Origin of the sequence: Neobacillus sp. PS2-9 (assembly GCF_030915525.1) — a bacterium.
Lineage (GTDB): Bacteria > Bacillota > Bacilli > Bacillales > Cytobacillaceae > Neobacillus.
This window is the reverse complement of sequence record NZ_CP133269.1, coordinates 5018807-5037553: the sequence shown is the minus strand read 5'-3', so window position 1 is coordinate 5037553 and position 18747 is coordinate 5018807. Positions and strand designations below refer to the sequence as shown.

Sequence of the window (18747 nt, the reverse complement as noted above, 5' to 3'; positions counted from 1 at the left end):
TTTAGTTTTTGTGAACATTAAGGGATATATCAAGGAAATAACTCAGTTCTATGCTACTACCATTTCATTTGCCTTTTTAGAAGCTCTATTTACCCTTGTGTTCAAATTTCTTATATCAAAAGTTCAAGTAACTTTTAACAAATATTGTATCCAAGTGGTTTTATAGTGGTATTATAAATGAAGTGAAATAAGTAAACATAATGGGTTAAGTTTAAGATTTGAACTAAGATTTTTATCATAGATAGAGAATGTAATGATTTGGGGGATAAACATTGGCTAAGAAAAAATATTATGCAGTAAAAGCTGGTAGAGTGGCGGGTATTTACGAAACATGGGCTGAATGTAAAGAGCAAATAGATGGCTTTTCTGGAGCGGCTTATAAGGGATTTACAACTAAAGAGGAAGCTGAACAGTTCATCGGTGTTATATCTTCTTCCTCTTCATTGCCTATTAATCAAAGCGAAAATAGTAGCGCAGACATCAATACATATATTAGTGCTATTGACGATACAACGTTAGTTGCATTTGTAGATGGAAGTTACGATCATCAATCAATGGTTTATGGATATGGTGTAGTTTTAGTAGGTAAAGATGGGACAACAGAAGAAATAATTGGTTCAGATAATAATAAGGATTACGTGGATTCACGGAATGTAGCTGGTGAAATAGAAGGTGTACAAAGTGCCATTACTCATGCCGTTGGTAAAGGATATAAGAAAATAGCTATTTTTTATGACTATACGGGTATTGAAAAGTGGGCTGTAGGAGAATGGCAAGCAAAAACCGCTATTGCAAAGGATTATGTTGTCTTTGTTACGGACATGAGACGGTGTATAGATATTGAGTTCCATAAGGTAAAAGCACATTCTGGTATAGAGTATAATGAGAAGGCAGATGAATTAGCTAAAAAGTCTTTATTAAAAAAGGGCATTAAAAATAATTCTGATGGTTGTGTTACTGTAACAGGTATCGATAAAGGAGAGTTCGTAAGTATTTTTGAACTTCTTGAATTAAGTAACGCTGAAATTAGAATTCAGGAAGCTGGAAAAGCAAAAAAATGTACAAATTTTATCCTATCGCTTAATAATGATAAGATTGTTGTTTCCTGTTATAATAATGGAACAACAACAATTCAAGGTAAGCAATCTAAATTGCTTGAAGAATTAATGATGCTGGTTGTAGAGCTTTTACCTAACAAAGGTGAAGTTGTTGAATTGCTGAATGATTATTATGAAGTAAATATTGAAGAAAGTGAAATATTTACGAAATTTAATCATTTGCTACCTAATTTTGATAAAAATAAAACTAATGATCAGAAGTTAATAAATACACTTAATCAGGCAGTTTATAATACAATGCTAAAAGGAAAAAGGCCTGATTATACCGATTTAGCGACACCTTCTCTTAGGGTTATTGAATATTATATGTATAAGATACTTGTAAGTAAGGGTATAGTGAGACTAGATGATAATGTGCATGGATTTAAATGCTTTGATAAAATCGATGATGTTTATTACCTTCAACAAGCACATCAAATTCATTATACAGCGGAACAGGTATCTCATATAAATGATCTTTATAATTTTTACCAAAATCACAGGAATACTTTAAATCATTGGGATAAAAATGGCGTTACAAGGGTTCTTAAAACAATGGAAGAAGCAAGAATATTAATATTTGATAATCTAGAATTAATTGATAAATATTATACTGTATTTTAGGAGGTGTTGATTTATGAAGAAAGTCTCAATTGAATTTTTGAATGACTCTTCTTATTCTGCTCTTCTAACTACTTTAAGTTCGGAAAGTCCAATTGATTTACTTAGGGACTTTGAAGAAGAAAATAGTTTTGTTTGCTCTGGTAAAATAATTGTGGACAATATTTTGCATTCAGGGAATAATTCAGATCGCTTTATAGAATTACTCTGTGAAAACGGAAAAATAAACTATAGTTCTGTAAATTTTATCCAAATCGAAAGAAAAAATGATTTAAGGGTTAAGGCAAATAACACTTTAAGACAATATCCAAATATAATTAACAACTCCATTTTAAATAATAGCCAAAAAAAATTGCTACTTCACGGTATCTCTATTTAGGACTAATAGGAAGTAATATGAGTTGGTTATTATTGTTTTGGAAAGCCACCAATAAAGGTGGCTTTTTGATTATTATAAGAATTCCAAAGGAGCAGCATTTTCTTATATTATTTTGTATAATATAGGAAAATGCTGTTTTCTATATTTAGAAGATGCCTAATTGTAGTGTAAATATGAAAGAATAAAGTTAGTAAATTCTATTTGAATATATTCCTGTGTCCTGATTAAATTATTTGATTTTTATTCAAGGAGTTGAAAGTATGAGAACGGAATCTTTTTCTATAGAAATACCTACTGATTCTGATGAATATTTTAGAGTATGTTGTCCCTATTGTAGAAATAAATTTAAGATATCGGCTCCAGAGTTTCGAGAAACAGATGTGATAAATATATTTTGTCCAATTTGCGGATTAGTAGACGAATTTAATTCTTTTATTTCAGAAGAAGTAATCGAAAAAGCACTTGCTATTGCCCAAAATTATGTCGAAGATGCTATTTATCAAATGTTTAAAAGTTTGGAAAGAAAAACTAAAGGAAATTCATTATTTAAATTCAATGCGGGTAAAAAACCTGTAGCCTATGAACCTGAACTTTATGAACTCGATGATCACTTAACCATGGTCCATAAAAAATGTTGCGATTCTCATTTTAAAGTAACTGAACTTGATAAGTGGCTTGACCCTTATTGTGTTTACTGCGGGAGGAAGTAGAGATGGATATAAAACAAATTAATAAACTTAGCAGAGATTTTAGAACAAATTCTTCAAGATTACTTTCAACAAAATTCGGGTCAGAACAAACAGATTTATCAAGGTTTTTATTATTTATAGAAAATAGCCCATTAATCATGAAATTTATAAATGAATGTACTGTAGAAACGATTAATTTTGAAGAGATAATAGGACAAAAAGGATGGAATGATAAATTAGTATTGCCATTAGACACAAAAGAGGAAGTTTCATACATCTATCAGTTGTTAAAATATATTGAAGCGAATCAGTCGTTTATTCACGTTAGTATGGGGTATGGAGATGGTAAAAAATACCAAGAACATATAGATGCATTTAACCATCAAGTAACAATTCAATTAGTAAACCATATTAGAGAGTATTTTGAAGATATTATTGTTGGAATTGAGCCAGTTACACCTGAAGTTGTTGAGGAAATGAAACCAAAGATTTTTATTTCATATTGTTGGGCGGATGCAGCATTTGCTGATTTGATTGACAATGATTTTAAAGCAATGGGATATACTTTAACACGAGATATTCGGGGATTGAAATTTAAGGACAGTATAAAAGAATTTATGGAATCAATCGGTAAACACGATTTTGTCATTAGTATTATAAGCGATAATTATTTAAAATCTGTCAACTGTATGTATGAAATTTCAGAGGTCATGCGTTTACGTGAATACAAAGAAAAAATGCTGTTAGTAATTCTAAAGGATACAGATATTGACTTATTACCTTCTCAATCTGAAAAGCAGACTCAATTTGCAGTGAATATTTACTCTCTTCTAGAGAGAGTTAAGTACATTAATTATTGGGCAGAAGAGTATAAAAGAAATGAAGATATTATTAATACAATCGATGACGATTTACATAAAATTCAACCCTTACAAGAACTAAAAAGAATACGAAGCATTTCTGATAATGTTAGTGATTTTCTATCAGCAATCAGTGATTGGAATAATACCGATTTAAATAAATTAAAAAAATCTAATTACGCTGCTTTTATAGAAGAAATGAATTCAACTGTAAAATGAATATTTGGTGGACAATAATTAAATTTACCATTTCCATTTTTATGTGGATATTTGTCTAAAACTTTTTTCCACATTACTACGAAGGCGTTTGTCCAACTAGGATTTACGCTTTTTTTTGTAGAACTTATTGTACTATCAGGCAAGTTAGTTGAAGAGTGTTGTATAATTTTCGTTCAACAATCGGGCCAGTTTGTTGAGGATCGTATTCAATAAAGAATGGATATTTATGTTGAAATATAATGTAATGATTGTGAAAGTTTTCACTTAAACTAACGGAGCAGGATAGTTGAAGAAGGGAAAGCCTAACCTTTTGGAGAAATTTATTATAAAAAGGTGGTTTAAAGATGGAATTATATGAAAAAGTAGAAAACGTAAAGAGTCGAGCAGACTTAATCAAATTCATAAAACACTTGAGAATGGATTTACAAAGTAATAGGGCTGAGTGGGAGAATATAACCCTTGAAGATTATTTAGAAGCTATGGAGGCTTGGGTTAATGATATGGAAGGATATTATTTAAATACAAATCACCCAGTGCCTAAACAACCATCTTGGAAGACTATTGCTGACATTCTATATGCTTCAGGTATGTATGAATGATATTTAACTAATGAGTGCTTTAGTAAAAAATCATTAAGAAGAATGGTGCATATTCATGGAAAGCTTTAAAGAAATTTTATCTGTTAACAAAAAATATAAGGCTGTCATTTTTAAAAGTGAAAGGACTTATGAAATCAGGTTGTTTCAATATTTTCCTGAGTGTGTCGATGAAGAAGGAGATACTTGGGAAGAGTTTTGGCAAGAAATTACTACTACTAAAACTAAAACTGATACCGAACAGTATGCAGCAAAACTTGCAATAGAGGAACTAGCCTTATTGAAGTAACGGGGGCAATAGTTAAAGAAATGATCGCTGCGGCGGTCTTTTTTCTTGTTGTGCTAACGGTGCCGGTTAACTTAATATGATTTTATTTTATTCATGAATAACTCATCGACTGTTGTTTCTAAGTGTTTAGCCACCTCAAATGAAAGTGACAAGGTAGGGTCATATTTATTGTTTTCAATAGCATTTATAGTTTGCCTTGTAACTTTGCACAGTTGAGCAAGGTCATCTTGTGATAATTTCTTATTTTTTCTCAGATGTCTGATCTGGTTCTCCATTTTAAACTCCATATTTCTTTTTATTAGTCATTAAAGATAAAAGAAAATAAACTGAAATCAACGCTAAAACAACAAAAGGATTTAAACCGAATTTGCCGCCTTTAATAAAATCTACATACAACATTTTAGGAATAGATATAATTACTAAATAAAATATTGTAAAGTAAAATGTTTGTATAACTGATTTGTCCTTTATGTGTTTTTGAAGTTCATCTCCTTGTTTCGATAAAGAAATAAATAAATACACTATTAACACCAGTGCAATTAAAATAACGATAAAACTAATAAATATAGAGGTATTCATTAATTTTACTCCTCTCTAATATGTAAAAAGAATTTTACATTATTAGTGTATCATTTTTATATTTTTTTTTTCAAAAACCTTTTACATTTTAGTGTAAATATCCTTTTTCCTTCTTGAGGTAAAGGGGCAGTTTAGCACAAGAAGGAGATATAAGAAAAGCAGCGAATTCATAAAAGTATTGAGTGAAGCTGGGGGTAAAATGCTTTGAATAAAACTGATTATGTTTGGATCATATTTGTTGCCGAAAATACAAATCGGTTTCCTAATTTCTTTCCAATCGGCGTATATACAACTGAAGTGAAAGCTAAACAGGAATTACAGGATCTACCGAATGACAACAACTATCAGCTGTTTAAATTTCCAGTCGATGAGTTCTTCGGTTATTTTAATAAAAAAGGCGAATTGGTTGGAATGGATATAGGTAATCATTGGCATTACCATTTTAAGGATGACTTGGAAGGCCAATAATAGCCATATCCCTTTTTATTAAGCAAACTGGGCAGGATAGTTAAACAAGAAACTGTTAAAATAGTAATAAAAAAGGTGATAGGAAAATGGCTATATTTCCAGAAGAAAATGACTTTCTTTCGTTATTCGAATGTGAACCAACGTTATTAGATAACACTTCGAAAGACTTGCCCTTTTATTATAATAAAGCAACATACCGATTTTCTAATGGAGAGGAAGACTTTATTGTTACTCTTTCTCCCTCTTATGGTGAAGTCAAAATACAAGTAAATCAGCGTGCTACAAAAAGATTGTTATCACTTTTGGACCTAAAAAGGGTTGATAAATTTGAAATTACAGCAGATAAGAAAGACCATTCAAGTGTGCTATTAACAGTTGTTAATGAGGACACTCAACAAATGATTGAATTTGAATTTAAGCCTTATTTTAAACTGATTTTTAAAGAACATTTTACTCGTTAAGTACAAATTCTTATTAAGTTAACAGGTGCAAGAGTTGAAAATCCATCTGTAAACCAGGTGGATCTTTTCTTGTTGAGCTAACGTAAGCAGGATAGTTTAATAAGAACTGATAAAAATTATAGCTTTGGGTCCTTCTAAATAATTCCAAAACAAAAGATTTAGTTTATAATACAGCTATAATAAATTTTTTAAGGGGCTTTTTATGGAGTTAATTACAGGTAAGGTCATAATAATATCTCTATTTCTATTGATAATTACAATGATTGAGACATTGGCTTATTCAACAAGGATTTCAGGAGCAAGGGTAAAATTAATTGCAACTGCATTATCTTTGTTTAGTACACTGGTAATTGTTTCAAGGTTTTCTACAATGATACAACAACCTCTTACTGCAAAACTTATCGCAGAAGCACCAGATTTAGACAAATTACACTACATAGAGGAACAATACAGGATTTTAATCGCAGTAACCTCGATTGGAGTGTTGTTGGGGATACTTCTTTTTCCAACGTTCATAAATATCTTTTCAAGAGCCATTATTCAACTTTCAAATCAACGTGGTTCAATAATTGCACTGTTTGTTAATCAATTCAATCGAAATAGCATTAAAAAAATATTGCTGTGTTTTAGGCTACCAAGATTTTCGTATCTAAAGGGGATTACGTTAAAAACCATTCCAAAAAGACTCTTTGTGATTAATGTTATCATTTCTGCTGTATTTACAATCGGGGTACTATCTTCCATTTATGCATCAATGATAGTACCGAAAGATTATGCTCAAGCAGCATTAATGTCATCTGGTATTATTAATGGTATAGCAACTATTTTATTGACTTTGTTCATTGACCCTAAAGCTTCCGTATTAGCTGATAGAGTAATGAAAAAACAAACTGATTATATTTACTTAAAAAGTTACTCTTTAACGATGATTAGTTCTAAATTTCTGGGTACAATTGTGGCTCAACTTCTACTTATCCCTGCTGCATATTATGTAGCTTGGTTTGCCAAGTGGATTTAATGGGTTCTTGTTCAACTAACAGGGGCAATAGTGGAAAGGCAGCGGAGTTATTCCGTTGCCTTTTGCCATCCAATCTAAAAGTATTTTCTATAAAACTCCCTTCTAAGGCTCCCGCTTAACTGAGCATAAATCCTTGTAGTCTCGCTTTTTTCGTGTCCTAATAAACTTTGAATAACATCAATGGGAGCTCCGTTGTTCAAAAGGTGTGTGGCATAGCTGTGGCGTAGTTGGTGAGGATGAATTTCTTTGTTAATTCCTGCCCGACTTGATATTCGTTTTATGATGTACCTCATCTGTCCAATACTCATCCTATGTGGGTGCCGTTCAGTAACAAAAATAGCGGGATCTTTATCCTGGCGAAGGTCTAAGTAACGTTTGAGCCAGATTTCACATTTTATATTAAAGTATACCTCTCTCTCCTTGTCACCCTTTCCAAGCACAATGGCTGAACGATTTGACCAATTAATACAATTTTTATCTAGAGAAACAATTTCACCTATTCTACAACCTGTTGAAAACATAAATTCAAATAATGCCTTTTCCATTGGATTTAAACAGGCTTCCCTTAAATGTTCAATTTCTCTCTCCGTTAGAAACTTCGGAATCCGTTTACCTTGTTTAGGTTCTTTTACTTTTGCTGCTGGGTTTCTAGGTAAATGCCCTTCCTCGTGTGACCAACGAAATAAAGATTTTATAAAGCGAATTCGATGAGCTAGACTTGATGGCTTTAGGTGTTCACTGGATTTTGCTAAGTATCCTTTCAGTTGATCAGTCGTCAATGACTGAATATCCACATCGTTAAAGTGTTGTATCAGTAACTTGGACTGGAGCTTATATGCATTTAATGTCTGAGGAGAGAATCCTTCAATCCTTTTGTCCGATTCATATAATTCCCAGGCTTTTGATAATAACAAAATAATTCCTCCTTTTCGGTTATATTAGAGGAATTATTGCCCTGATTATAGAATTGAAAACGTGGTATTGAAGTAACGGGGCAGGTTTGTTCAATAAGATGTTGGATAGACTAACATGCATGGTACCTGCGAATCCATTTAATGAACGGAACTCGTGAGCGGAGAACTCTTCTGCTGGACAGTATGCAGTTACTCCATTTTCAAGTAGTAAAAACGTAATTTCCTTATCTTTAATGATAGAGATTGATGTAACGACTCTACGAACAATCTCCCTATCTCTCTTAAATCTTGCTAGGTCATCTAGTTGCGCGTCGTTTGACCATGATTTTATTGTAAATTCAGCCATTTGTTTTTCCTCCTGTTATTCAATAAACTGATTGAATAAACCAATAACAACGCAAAAAAGACCCCAAAAACCAGAGGAGTCAAAAGTGACTACTCCGTTTTTGGGGTCTTCCCATTAGTTATTCATTTATTCGTACATTAATTCTTACCTAGAGTGTATAACAGGATAAAAGATAATTCATTATTAATTTTCGATGTTCTACATTATTGCCCTATTTTGGCATAGAAAGATATTGCGTTGCCTATTATTTTTCTGAGACCAGTTTACTCCATTCGTGATCTAATTGTACGAATTTTATTAACTGGCGTTTCTTTAAAAGATGCTAATTTGATTGCAAATTGATTCACCGAAGATGTTGCTTGAAAAATAAGAAACTATGGATAAACAACCAGCACATTCATTGCTGGTTGTTTTTTTATAAGGCTGTTTTGGAATAGGTTGTTACTATTCGACCATACCATATTCTTTGAACTTTAAATTTTCCTTTGAAGCATATACCCAATTCTTTTTGATATAAATTAATACAAGTTCTCTGTGTTTCCTGTTTTTCCAGTATATTTTTTCTCTACCCATAAGAACACATTCACGATCTGCTTGGCAACTAGAGCGACGATTAGATATACAACCAACAAATGGTAGTAAGTGAACCCCTCATAAAATCTAAACAATCCCAATTGGACGAGTATGGGTTTGAGTCCGAAACTGAATATTCCACAAGTGATGGAAGCATATAGATAGTAATTCTTTTTATGGTTAATCGACCACTGATAGATGAGCATAAACGTTACGGGTGCAAGACTCGCATCAATCGACAAACTAGGTAGTAGGGGAATTAATTGAAATGGATAGTGCCAGTTTCCCTGATTCATCCCAATTAAATCCCCATAGGCAAAGGTCGTATGATAGCTATATCCAAAGAAACCAATATGAAAGAGTTTGGTTTTATCAATTTTAAAATATAGTACAATCAAGGGGATGACCAACATGCCGACCATCATCCAGTATTCCAATGAGGTATATAAATGATAATCCTTCCATACCCCTAAAAATACCTCACTCGATTCCTCTCTAAGTTGAACACCATGATCAAAACGTTCTAAACGCTTATCCAAATCGGACACATTACTCACCCTTTATTTCTTTCTTTTATACGTATTCTTAACTATGGAGGTGAGCCTTATTCTTTTGCAGGATAAATAATGTTTTCTAGTCGAACAGTTTTACATAATTAACAGTGTACATTAGAATTCAGTCCTATTAATAAATACGTGACAAGTTTGTATAAGTGAATATATTGTGAAATTTTTCACTTAAAGTAACGGGTGCTTTACTTTAATAAAGAGTAAAGCCTTTTTCTTATTCAACAAACGGGACTGGTTAGCTAAAGAGTAGTAAAGTTAAACTAAAAACAAAGGAAGTTCAAATATGGAACGAATTGGTGTCTTTTTTATAGTTCCGCAGGAGTATGAAGATTTAAAGATAGAATCTATATTAAAATTTATCAACATTGAAGATTACAAATGGCATATTACAACCAATGATGTATTCGTAAGGAATGATGATTGGAAACAAACTTTTTTGGAAGGTGAGGAGGTTGTTTCAGGTCTTAAGCTAAAAGAAGAGTTGCGAGAAAAGGATTATTACCCAATATTCTTAAATCTCCGAGCATATCCTAATGACCTTCCAATACAAGAGATACATAAAACTCCAATCACAAACCTTCAAGAGTTTATACAAAGTAAATGTGTTCTAATGTTGGTCATAATAGATTGCGGTGAGGTAGGTATCTTTGTAAAAGATCCATCATATTTAACATTCCTTAATCAAGATATTTTGTCAAAAGGATATGAAGAATTCCGATTCATTAAAACATCAGAAGATTGGTATTTTAGTTAAATACTGTATAATCTGTGCGGTTTGGTTTCTTGAACTGATGGGGGCAAGTGTTAAAGATGGAGATCGCTACGGCGGTCTTTTTTCTTGTTGCACTATCGGAGCAGGATAGCTGAATAAGAGGTAGGGAAATTTATCTACTAAATCTTCAAAAAATGTTAAAATTAGGTATGTAAAAATCTATATATGGAATTGAAAGGGGGATAAAAATTAATATGGAGAGAAATTCAATGAATAGAATAAGATTATTCATATATCTATTTCTTTTTACGCTTGTATTAGGAACTTGTCTTTATGTTAGTTTCGGAAAAGAATCAAAGATTCAGGATTTTCCCGTTCCGTTTTTTGCGAATTACATAAATGATGATAATCCAAAAGATTTGAAATACTCTTCTAGTGGTTTTCTTTATTGGTTAACATTGCGAGTAAATGGGTGGAAAGAAAATTATCACGAAGGAGAATTAAAAGTATTTGAAAAAAATAATAGAGAAGTGCTTGTTTTTCAGCCTCCAGGAGAGAAAGCTATTTATCTGTTTGAAAATTTCAAGTAGTATCCAATAAAGACCAGAGTATTAAACACCTTTACTCAACTAACGGGTGCGTTAGTTGAACAAGGGTTCACCTAAAATTCGGCAGCAGAGTAAACAACTTTTTTATTATGTAGCAGGTCTGTTTTATTACAATTATTACATTGAGTAAACGACTTTTATTAAATTGAAATAGCTCGGGTGTTAAAGTAGTAGGGTTTTATAACTGCTGGAGTAAACGACTTTTTTTTCAAACAACAGAAGCCTCGTTCCAATTCTTATTGGAGCGAGGCTTTTTATTTTTGACTAAGTTGTAACGCAGAAAACCTTCCCCTCTATTCAAAAATTGGAAGGGAATACCGGCATTTCATATAAATATTGGAATATATAATTAAAGGTACTGTTTCTAATTTTAATAGATTAATTGGTTAATAATGGGGAGGTTGTTTATGAAAAGAGTCATGAGTTTGTTTACAATTTTTATCTTAGTTTTTGGGGTGTATCAATCCGCTAATGCTGCAAGGTTAACGATGTGATTACACTTGGTTCACCACATCATGGCACAAACAGCGCCTACTACGGCTTCTTTACCGCAGGTGCAAGAGAAATGATGCCAGATGGCCGGTTCCTACAGGACCTAAATAGTGGGGATGAGACTCCAGGTGCTTTTGTTAAATATACCTCTATTTATAGTACAACTGATGAAGTCATAGGTCCTTATACCAGTTCGATATTGAATGGGGCTAAAAATGTTGAGGTTAGCGGTGTCAGCCATAGCGGATTACTTAGTAGCGAGGCGCCAAAACCAGCCATATTGGATGGCTTAAATGGTAAGGGCGATAATAGCAACTAGCTTTAAGGCAGGAGTTTAGATTCCTGCATTTTTATTAAAGGAAATTTGTATATTATTGGAGAATTATGTAAGTGGGAGGCGAATGGATGAATATTTCATATAATTTTTCGTTTAATCTAATAGAGTTCATTTTTGAACTTATATCGTGGGCCATAATCGGGCTATTTGCCTATCGGCTTTACAGACGTATACCTGAGAAATCAAAGGTCTTGAAGATTCTTGTTTGTACATATATTGGACTCTTTTCATTTTCTATCAATTGGAATGTAGCGGACACCCAGGTGAAATTTTCTATTTTACCATTAGGTGTTTGGATTTTGTATTTGATTTTAAGAAGAAAGGAAGGAAGATGGGAGAGATACCGATCATTTGCCTGGCTGGGCTTTTTTGCTAATTACATCTTTTTAGCAAATACGTTACTTTCTATACCAGTTCATCAATTTTTTTACTCGGAAGATGAACTTTCGACCTATATCTCTCATGTGGTGGATGCTTCCATAATTGCAACTTATCCTTCGGCAAATGAGCAAACTTTAGATAAGGAAAGTTTACAAAAACAAATACATAATATGAGGCCTGCAGCTAACCATGGAATCGAGTGGTATAACGAAATTGAAATGGAATCTACTAAAAAAAGTGAAAAATTCCCTTATCAACTTATTGGTTTTTCTCCTAAATGGGGAAGTAATCTTAATGCCATTATCTACATAGAAGATGATGGAAAAGGTTTGTTAGTATCTACGCCGAAAAAGCAGCTCTATTACCGATCTAAAGAGTCAATGTTAATGGGAGGGAACTAGCATTGAATAAAAGATTATTTATTTTCCCTTTATTAGCTGTAGTCATTATCGCATCTAGTATATTGGCTTATTGGTATTATTTTTCGAAACCAACTGAGTTTCCCAAAAGTGACCAATTACTTGAGAAGATTCATCGTGTTTTCCCAGAGGCTTCACCAAAAGTCATTCAGGATTCCATCGCTATAGATGAGCGGCATCGGTTTGTCCCTTTTATTTCGAAGGATGATAAATATGGAGTGAGTTATTGGCAATGGGAAAATCATAAGTGGAAAGTAGTTTCCATTGAAACGACAGGGGATGTGCATGTTTGGAAAATAGACAATAATGACCCATCTACGTTTTACCTATTATGGAACTTTCATCCGGATGACCAGGTGAATCAATTGAAATTTTATATGATAAGGGATAGAGGCTATCATGGTGCTAATAGGCAACTATGGTATGAACCTAGGATTCAAATTGAAAAGAAAGTTGAACAAAAAAAGTCTTATGGGGTGTTGAAAATGCCTAAAGAATGGGCTGCGTCTATGAGTTCATTCTCACAAGCTGGTCCTATGGAACAAACTGGACTGTTCTCTAACGGAATCCTATTTAATGCAGGTATGTATTTCGGCTATATTCCTTACGATCAGTCGGGGAAAGTTGCGAGAACGATGAATTCTGCAAATGGGAGCGGCTTTCAAAATGGTAATTTTAATCAAGAGTATGTCAGGCAGTTAAGTGAATCAGAAATTGAAAAACAATAAAAATTATTGACAAAATAATTTATTTGTGCTATAATTTAACATTATTGTAAATGGTTATAATGTGTCATATAATAAACTCCTGGCAGAATCCTGCTGGGAGTTTTTTGTTTCTATAGGAAGGGGGAATTTCTTTGGAGAAAAACAAGGAAAGCTTAACTGCATTAGTCAGCTGCTATGCTAGGGGGTATCATGCCTTACAAAGTAATCAACCCATTTTTAATGATTTTGTTGCCAGTACTCTTTTAAAGGAGGAAGAAAAGCAGCTAATCAGCACGAATTGGGCGAATGCGATTGCTTTTTTTTCACCAGAGAAGAGTGAGTCCTTGAAGACATTCGAAGAAAAATTGCAGTGGGTGATGAATAACCAAACCGTTCCCCAATTAGTCAGCCGCGCTCGTTATGCAGAGGATGGATTGCTATCAGCTATTGAACGAGGTGTCAGACAGTATGTGATTTTAGGGGCAGGCTTTGATACATTTGCATTAAGACAACAAGAAAATCTCCCAGATGATTTTATCATCTATGAAGTCGATCACCCCGCAACGCAAGCTTTTAAAATCAGCCGCCTCCAAGAAATGGGGATTGAAATTCCTAAGAACGTACACTTTGTCCCTTTTGATTTTAAAAAGGACTCACTTCGGGACGAGTTAAAGAAGGTTGTTTACAATGAACAAACCTTAACCTACTTCAGCTTACTGGGTGTGGTGATGTACCTTGAGAAAAAAGATTTCTATCAACTTCTTTCTACTGTTTCTGATTTGTCTGTGAATGGTAGTTCTTTCATCTTTGATTACCTCGACGATACTGCATTTAATGATGAACTAGCCTCTAAGAAATTAATCCAAATGCGACAGATTACAGCCCACACAGGCGAAGCTATGGTAACTGGCTTTGATCCGTTCACGCTTGACCTGGAACTACAGGATTGCAATATGTTAGTCTATGAAAATCTATCCCCGGCTAATATTGAAGAATGGTACTTCGAGGATAGAGAGGATGATCTGCACGCCTTCGATCATTTTCACTTTGCGCATTTAGTGGTGAGGAAATAGGCTGGGGACACCGTTCAAATTACTTGGACGGTGTTTTTTGTGTGCTTCCTAAAAGGAAAAGTATGGTAAAATTTTAAAAGAATGGCGGATGTTTAGGAGGGGAAAGGTTGAATAAGTATTCGATTAATGAATTTATTACTAAAACAGAGCAGGTAGATAAGGGTGAGGGGTTCTTTGAATTGGAGACTCCTAGAATGCTAGAGGTGAACCTCGACGGTCAGGTTTGGGCGAAGGCTGGGTCTATGGTTGCCTATCATGGAAAAATCAAGTTTGAACGCGAAGGGATTTTGGAGCATGGTCTAGGTACGGCTTTCAAGAAGGCGATCACCGGTGAAGGTGCCTCGTTGATGAAAGCCGGCGGCCAAGGAAAATTGTATTTAGCGGATGAGGGCAAAAAGATTATTATTCTACATTTGAATAATGAATCCATCTATGTGAACGGCAATGATCTGCTCGCATTTGAACCGAGCATTAAGTGGGAGATCAAGTTAATGAAAAAGATTGCCGGGCTAATGGCTGGCGGCTTATTTAATGTTCGTTGTGAAGGCACGGGTATGATTGCCATTACGACTCATTATGAACCGCTCACGCTAAGGGTTACACCAGGACAGCCTGTTATTACGGATCCAAATGCAACGGTTGCGTGGTCAGGTAATCTGCGTCCGGAGTTTCAGACGGATATCAGTTTGAAGACATTCTTTGGAAGAGGAAGCGGCGAGTCCATCCAAATGAGATTTGAGGGAGAAGGATTTGTTGTAGTGCAGCCATACGAAGAGGTTCGGAGGATTGAGAACAAGAGCTAGCGATTTATATGAGATGCCGCCGTTTAGGGAATAAGCTAAAACGGCGTTTTTTCTTTGAGTGGGGAGGCTATTTGACTGTGTGGAGTGCAAAAGAAGAGGATGGTTCCGCAGAGAGGTGATTCTATGCGACCGAGGTCAAAGGGGGAAAAAGCAAAAGGTCGTGTAGAGGTGTTCTATGCTACCGAAGCCAGAGGGGGAAATGGCAAAAGGTCTCGTAGAGAGGTTTTATGCGACTGAAGCCGGAGGAAAAAGAAGCAAAAGGGTTCGTAGAGAGGTTCTATGCGACCGAAGCCGGACGAAAAAACAACAGAAGGTAGCGTAGAGGGGTCCTATGCGACCAAAGCCGGACGAAAAAACAACAGAAGGTAGCGTAAAGGGGTCCTATGCGACCAAAGCCAAAGGAAAAAGAAGCAAAAGGTAGCGTAGAGGGGCTCTATGCGACCAAAGTCAAAGGAAAAGGTAGCAAAAGGGTTCATAGAGGAGTTCTATACGACCGAAGCAAAAGGAGAAAACAGCAAAAGGGTTCGTAGAACGGTTCTATGCAACCGAAGCCAAAGGAAAAAAAGGACAAGCGGTCTCGTACAGTGTATTTACGAGACCGCGGACAAGGCAATGGCACAAAACAGTCGCTTACAAAAGTTTTACTTGTTTAAAAATGTTGCTCACTCATAGTAAATCCATCTCCCGTACCCCTTAGCACAAAGGTTTTTTCTTAAAATCCTAACAAACCTCTTTCGTGAACCACCTTCACCTTCACCCTCACCACACCACTCGTAAACAAGATTAGTAGTAATCTTCCTCTCCGGAAAAAGCAGCCTTAACTCCGCCACAGCTCGGAGGACAGCGGCATCTATAGTTTCTTCATGGCCGCAAACATCACAAACCAAACGTCTTTCTCCTTGGAAAGTAGAAACGGAATGACACGTTGCACATAGTTTCCCCTTTTTCAGTTGGTCAAATTGATAGGGAGGAAATTTGCAAAAGGGATACTCATTTTGGTGCGCAGCCATTAATTGGTCAGCGAGATCTTTATGTCTTTTTGATAGCTTCGAAGGAATAGTGTTTAATCGCTTGAAAAGTTGATTTAACTGCGTTGGAAATACAATGGGCTTGTCATGGGGAGCTTGATATAAGGTGAACTCAGGGTTAATGAAGACAATGTGACTATCAATAGGTAACTGATAGCCGAGTTTTTCAAAAATTGGCGAAGTAATGTTTCACACCGTTCCAATTGGTGTAATGGATTTTTAATATCGTTGCCACCCTGAAGCCTCCGAAACTTTTCAGCTTCGTACAAATAGTCGCCTTCAGAATTTTTCACATCGTATACGTAAATCTTTTGGGGAGCAATCAGTAAGGTGTCGATTTGGAAATAAGAGTTGTTAATTTCAAAGAGTAGACCGTTCAAAATGTAAACATCACATTGAAGCCCCTTTGTCAGCTTATCGAACATCAACTCACCTTCATATCCCTTTTCAAGGGTGCGATAGTAATATTTTTCATCCGATGTTAATTCACTTCGTGCATGTAAATTCCTCCAGACTAATAATTCCTTTGATTCGGTACGAGGCTTTAAAACATCCATGGGCCACTTCCTTTCTTTAAAAGAACACTCAAGTCTATTTTACAAAAATTCACCTATAAACACGTGTTGCACAAATGAACATTTAGTTAACTTTCACTATTCAGAATATTGTTGACAACAATTAACACAGAATGTTATTATTTTCCTCTGTGACTCAAAAAGGAGGGACGCGTTTTGATTAGGTTAGAAGGAATCTCGAAATCCTATAAGGTTGCCCAGCGCACATCAGGAGTGAGGGAGGCGGCAAAAGCTCTATTCTACCGAAAACATACGATAGTAGAAGCACTGAAGGATATCTCTTTTTCTATTAATCCAGGAGAAATAGTCGGTTACATCGGTCCAAATGGGGCAGGGAAGTCCACCACCATTAAAATTATGAGCGGAATCCTGGTGCCGGACACCGGCAGCTGTAGCATTATGGGCTACACACCTTGGAAGGACCGAGTGCAATATGTAAAAAACATCGGGGTTGTTTTTGGCCAGCGTTCTCAGCTCTGGTGGGATGTTCCCGTACTAGATTCATTTGAACTGTTAAAAGATATATACAAGATTCCACCGCAAGAATATAACACCACCATTGATCTACTTATTGAAACACTAGAACTGCAAACAATAGTCCAATCACCCGTCCGCCAATTAAGCTTAGGGCAGCGGATGCGCTGTGAAATTGCAGCTTCCCTCATTCACAATCCCAAAATTTTATTTTTAGATGAACCGACCATTGGCCTTGATGCTGTTTCAAAAATTGCCGTCCGTCAGTTTATTAAAACGATTAACAAGGAGAAAGGCGTAACGGTCATCCTCACTACACACGATATGAACGATATAGAAGCATTGGCTGATCGGGTCATTCTGATCGGAAAAGGGAGCTTGTTATACGATGGCAATCTAAATGAGTTAAGAAACCAGTTTGGTACCCATAAAACGATCACGGCTGATTATGAAAAAAATCCAAAGCAAATTCAAATACGAGGGACATCAACCCTTTCATGGTCACCTGAACGGGTTGTTCTAAGTGTAGATACCGAGGCGATCAAAACATCTGATGTGATTACTCAGCTGTCCAAACAGGTTGAGCTCCAAGATGTGACCATAGAGACACAACCGATCGAGGATATTATTGTCCAGCTATATAAGGAGTACCAAATATGAGACCATATGTATCCTTTTTGAAGCTGAGGCTTAACATGGGGATGCAGTATCGAACAGGTGCATTTGCGGGAGTAGCCACACAATTTTTTTGGGGTATTATCATTATTATGGTGTTCGAAGCCTTCTATCAACATGCGACCAAAACACCGCCCATATCCTTACCACAAATAATTACATATGTTTGGCTGCAACAGGCCTTTCTTGTTTTTGTTACCATGTGGTTCCGCGATAATGAACTGTTTGAACTGATTACAAGTGGGAACATTGCGTATGAGCTTTGCCGTCCTTGGGAGCTCTATGGATTTTGGTATGCGAAGCTGCTAGCCCAACGGCTGTCGAGTGCGCTGCTGCGCTGCTTTCCCATACTGATCATTGCTCTCTTTCTGCCTGCCACTTACAGACTGACGATACCGCCAAGTGTCACTACACTTATACTATTCATCATCACCTTATTATTAGGATTGCTTCTGTTAATTGCTATTTCTATGTTCTTATACATATCCGTATTTGTAACGATGTCACCAGTCGGCTCTCTTCTATTATTTAGTGTACTCGGGGAGTTTTTTGCAGGTTTAATCATACCAGTCCCGCTCATGCCGTCATGGCTTCAGACTATTGCCAATATCCTTCCGTTCCGCTGGACAGCTGATTTTCCGTTCAGAGTCTATTCGGGGCATATCTCCGGGCAGGCTGCCATCAACGGAATCCTCATTCAGCTTGCCTATTTAGCTGTACTGGTCGTATTAGGAAGATGCGCACTTAACCTGATTTTAAGGAAAGTCGTCGTTCAGGGAGGTTGA

At 35.5% G+C, this 18747-nt stretch carries 24 protein-coding genes; 17 read left to right on the top strand and 7 right to left on the bottom strand.

What is annotated here, in order from left to right:
• Positions 1-272 precede the first annotated feature (272 nt).
• Positions 273-1721 (top strand): ribonuclease H1 domain-containing protein, encoded by a 1449-nt coding sequence (locus RCG25_RS25155; protein WP_308081518.1) that lies wholly within the window; start codon positions 273-275, stop codon positions 1719-1721.
• Between the two features lie 13 nt (positions 1722-1734).
• Positions 1735-2097, top strand: a complete 363-nt coding sequence (locus RCG25_RS25150; protein WP_308081517.1) for a type II toxin-antitoxin system RnlB family antitoxin — start codon at positions 1735-1737, stop codon at positions 2095-2097.
• 328 nt (positions 2098-2425) lie between these two features.
• On the opposite strand, the gene RCG25_RS26140 is transcribed toward RCG25_RS25150, so the two are convergent.
• The gene (locus RCG25_RS26140) at positions 2426-2533 is read right to left on the bottom strand and encodes a hypothetical protein (protein WP_374121097.1); all 108 of its coding nucleotides are present in this window, start codon (positions 2531-2533) and stop codon (positions 2426-2428) included.
• Between the two features lie 276 nt (positions 2534-2809).
• On the opposite strand from RCG25_RS26140, the gene RCG25_RS25140 reads away from it, so the two are divergent.
• The 3 genes from RCG25_RS25140 (at position 2810) to RCG25_RS25130 (ending at position 4750) form a co-directional block, all read left to right on the top strand.
• The gene (locus tag RCG25_RS25140; RefSeq protein ID WP_308081515.1) at positions 2810-3865 is read left to right on the top strand and encodes a toll/interleukin-1 receptor domain-containing protein; all 1056 of its coding nucleotides are present in this window, start codon (positions 2810-2812) and stop codon (positions 3863-3865) included.
• Between the two features lie 344 nt (positions 3866-4209).
• A complete protein-coding gene (locus tag RCG25_RS25135) occupies positions 4210-4464 on the top strand; it encodes a DUF7660 family protein (protein ID WP_308081514.1) in 255 nt (84 codons plus the stop codon).
• A 55-nt stretch (positions 4465-4519) separates the two neighbouring features.
• Positions 4520-4750, top strand: coding sequence for a hypothetical protein (locus RCG25_RS25130; RefSeq protein ID WP_308081513.1), 231 nt, complete (start codon positions 4520-4522; stop codon positions 4748-4750).
• Positions 4751-4821: 71 nt separating this feature from the next.
• Here the strand turns inward: RCG25_RS25130 and RCG25_RS25125 are convergent, their stop codons facing one another.
• Entirely contained in the window at positions 4822-5025 is a 204-nt protein-coding gene (locus RCG25_RS25125) for a helix-turn-helix transcriptional regulator (protein ID WP_308081512.1), read from the bottom strand.
• A 1-nt stretch (position 5026) separates the two neighbouring features.
• Entirely contained in the window at positions 5027-5329 is a 303-nt protein-coding gene (locus RCG25_RS25120; RefSeq protein ID WP_308081511.1) for a hypothetical protein, read from the bottom strand.
• Positions 5330-5533: 204 nt separating this feature from the next.
• Between RCG25_RS25120 and RCG25_RS25115 the strand changes: the two genes are divergently transcribed.
• The 3 genes from RCG25_RS25115 to RCG25_RS25105 all read left to right on the top strand — a co-directional run bounded on the left by RCG25_RS25115 (position 5534) and on the right by RCG25_RS25105 (position 7276).
• On the top strand, positions 5534-5797 hold the full coding sequence (locus RCG25_RS25115) for a hypothetical protein (RefSeq protein ID WP_308081510.1): 264 nt from the start codon (positions 5534-5536) through the stop codon (positions 5795-5797).
• 86 nt (positions 5798-5883) lie between these two features.
• A complete protein-coding gene (locus tag RCG25_RS25110) occupies positions 5884-6258 on the top strand; it encodes a hypothetical protein (protein WP_308081509.1) in 375 nt (124 codons plus the stop codon).
• 202 nt (positions 6259-6460) lie between these two features.
• On the top strand, positions 6461-7276 hold the full coding sequence (locus RCG25_RS25105) for a lipid II flippase Amj family protein (protein WP_308081508.1): 816 nt from the start codon (positions 6461-6463) through the stop codon (positions 7274-7276).
• 74 nt (positions 7277-7350) lie between these two features.
• On the opposite strand, the gene RCG25_RS25100 is transcribed toward RCG25_RS25105, so the two are convergent.
• From RCG25_RS25100 to RCG25_RS25090, 3 genes are all read right to left on the bottom strand, one after another.
• Positions 7351-8190, bottom strand: a complete 840-nt coding sequence (locus tag RCG25_RS25100) for a tyrosine-type recombinase/integrase (protein WP_308081507.1) — start codon at positions 8188-8190, stop codon at positions 7351-7353.
• Positions 8191-8209: 19 nt separating this feature from the next.
• Positions 8210-8536 (bottom strand): hypothetical protein, encoded by a 327-nt coding sequence (locus RCG25_RS25095; protein ID WP_308081506.1) that lies wholly within the window; start codon positions 8534-8536, stop codon positions 8210-8212.
• 518 nt (positions 8537-9054) lie between these two features.
• Positions 9055-9657 carry a hypothetical protein gene (locus RCG25_RS25090; protein WP_308081505.1) on the bottom strand — a complete coding sequence of 201 codons (603 nt, stop codon included), beginning with the start codon at positions 9655-9657 and terminating at the stop codon, positions 9055-9057.
• Positions 9658-9961: 304 nt separating this feature from the next.
• Between RCG25_RS25090 and RCG25_RS25085 the strand changes: the two genes are divergently transcribed.
• The 7 genes from RCG25_RS25085 (at position 9962) to RCG25_RS25055 (ending at position 15210) form a co-directional block, all read left to right on the top strand.
• The gene (locus tag RCG25_RS25085; RefSeq protein ID WP_308081504.1) at positions 9962-10432 is read left to right on the top strand and encodes a DUF2691 family protein; all 471 of its coding nucleotides are present in this window, start codon (positions 9962-9964) and stop codon (positions 10430-10432) included.
• Positions 10433-10644: 212 nt separating this feature from the next.
• Positions 10645-10980 (top strand): outer surface protein, encoded by a 336-nt coding sequence (locus tag RCG25_RS25080; RefSeq protein WP_308081503.1) that lies wholly within the window; start codon positions 10645-10647, stop codon positions 10978-10980.
• A 508-nt stretch (positions 10981-11488) separates the two neighbouring features.
• Positions 11489-11809: a hypothetical protein gene (locus RCG25_RS25075; RefSeq protein WP_308081502.1), complete on the top strand. Its 321-nt coding sequence runs from the start codon at positions 11489-11491 to the stop codon at positions 11807-11809.
• Positions 11810-11895: 86 nt separating this feature from the next.
• On the top strand, positions 11896-12609 hold the full coding sequence (locus RCG25_RS25070) for a hypothetical protein (protein ID WP_308081501.1): 714 nt from the start codon (positions 11896-11898) through the stop codon (positions 12607-12609).
• Between the two features lie 2 nt (positions 12610-12611).
• Positions 12612-13355 carry a hypothetical protein gene (locus RCG25_RS25065; protein ID WP_308081500.1) on the top strand — a complete coding sequence of 248 codons (744 nt, stop codon included), beginning with the start codon at positions 12612-12614 and terminating at the stop codon, positions 13353-13355.
• A 131-nt stretch (positions 13356-13486) separates the two neighbouring features.
• Positions 13487-14407 (top strand): class I SAM-dependent methyltransferase, encoded by a 921-nt coding sequence (locus RCG25_RS25060; protein ID WP_308081499.1) that lies wholly within the window; start codon positions 13487-13489, stop codon positions 14405-14407.
• 107 nt (positions 14408-14514) lie between these two features.
• Positions 14515-15210, top strand: a complete 696-nt coding sequence (locus tag RCG25_RS25055; RefSeq protein WP_308081498.1) for an AIM24 family protein — start codon at positions 14515-14517, stop codon at positions 15208-15210.
• Between the two features lie 1084 nt (positions 15211-16294).
• Here the strand turns inward: RCG25_RS25055 and RCG25_RS25050 are convergent.
• On the bottom strand, positions 16295-16795 hold the full coding sequence (locus tag RCG25_RS25050; protein WP_308081497.1) for a nuclease-related domain-containing protein: 501 nt from the start codon (positions 16793-16795) through the stop codon (positions 16295-16297).
• Positions 16796-16969: 174 nt separating this feature from the next.
• On the opposite strand from RCG25_RS25050, the gene RCG25_RS25045 reads away from it, so the two are divergent.
• Together RCG25_RS25045 and RCG25_RS25040 are read left to right on the top strand one after the other, a co-directional pair.
• Positions 16970-17947, top strand: coding sequence for an ABC transporter ATP-binding protein (locus RCG25_RS25045; protein WP_308081496.1), 978 nt, complete (start codon positions 16970-16972; stop codon positions 17945-17947).
• Complete coding sequence (locus RCG25_RS25040) at positions 17944-18747, top strand: ABC transporter permease (protein WP_308081495.1); 804 nt, start codon at positions 17944-17946, stop codon at positions 18745-18747. Before RCG25_RS25045 ends, RCG25_RS25040 begins: the two co-directional genes overlap by 4 nt.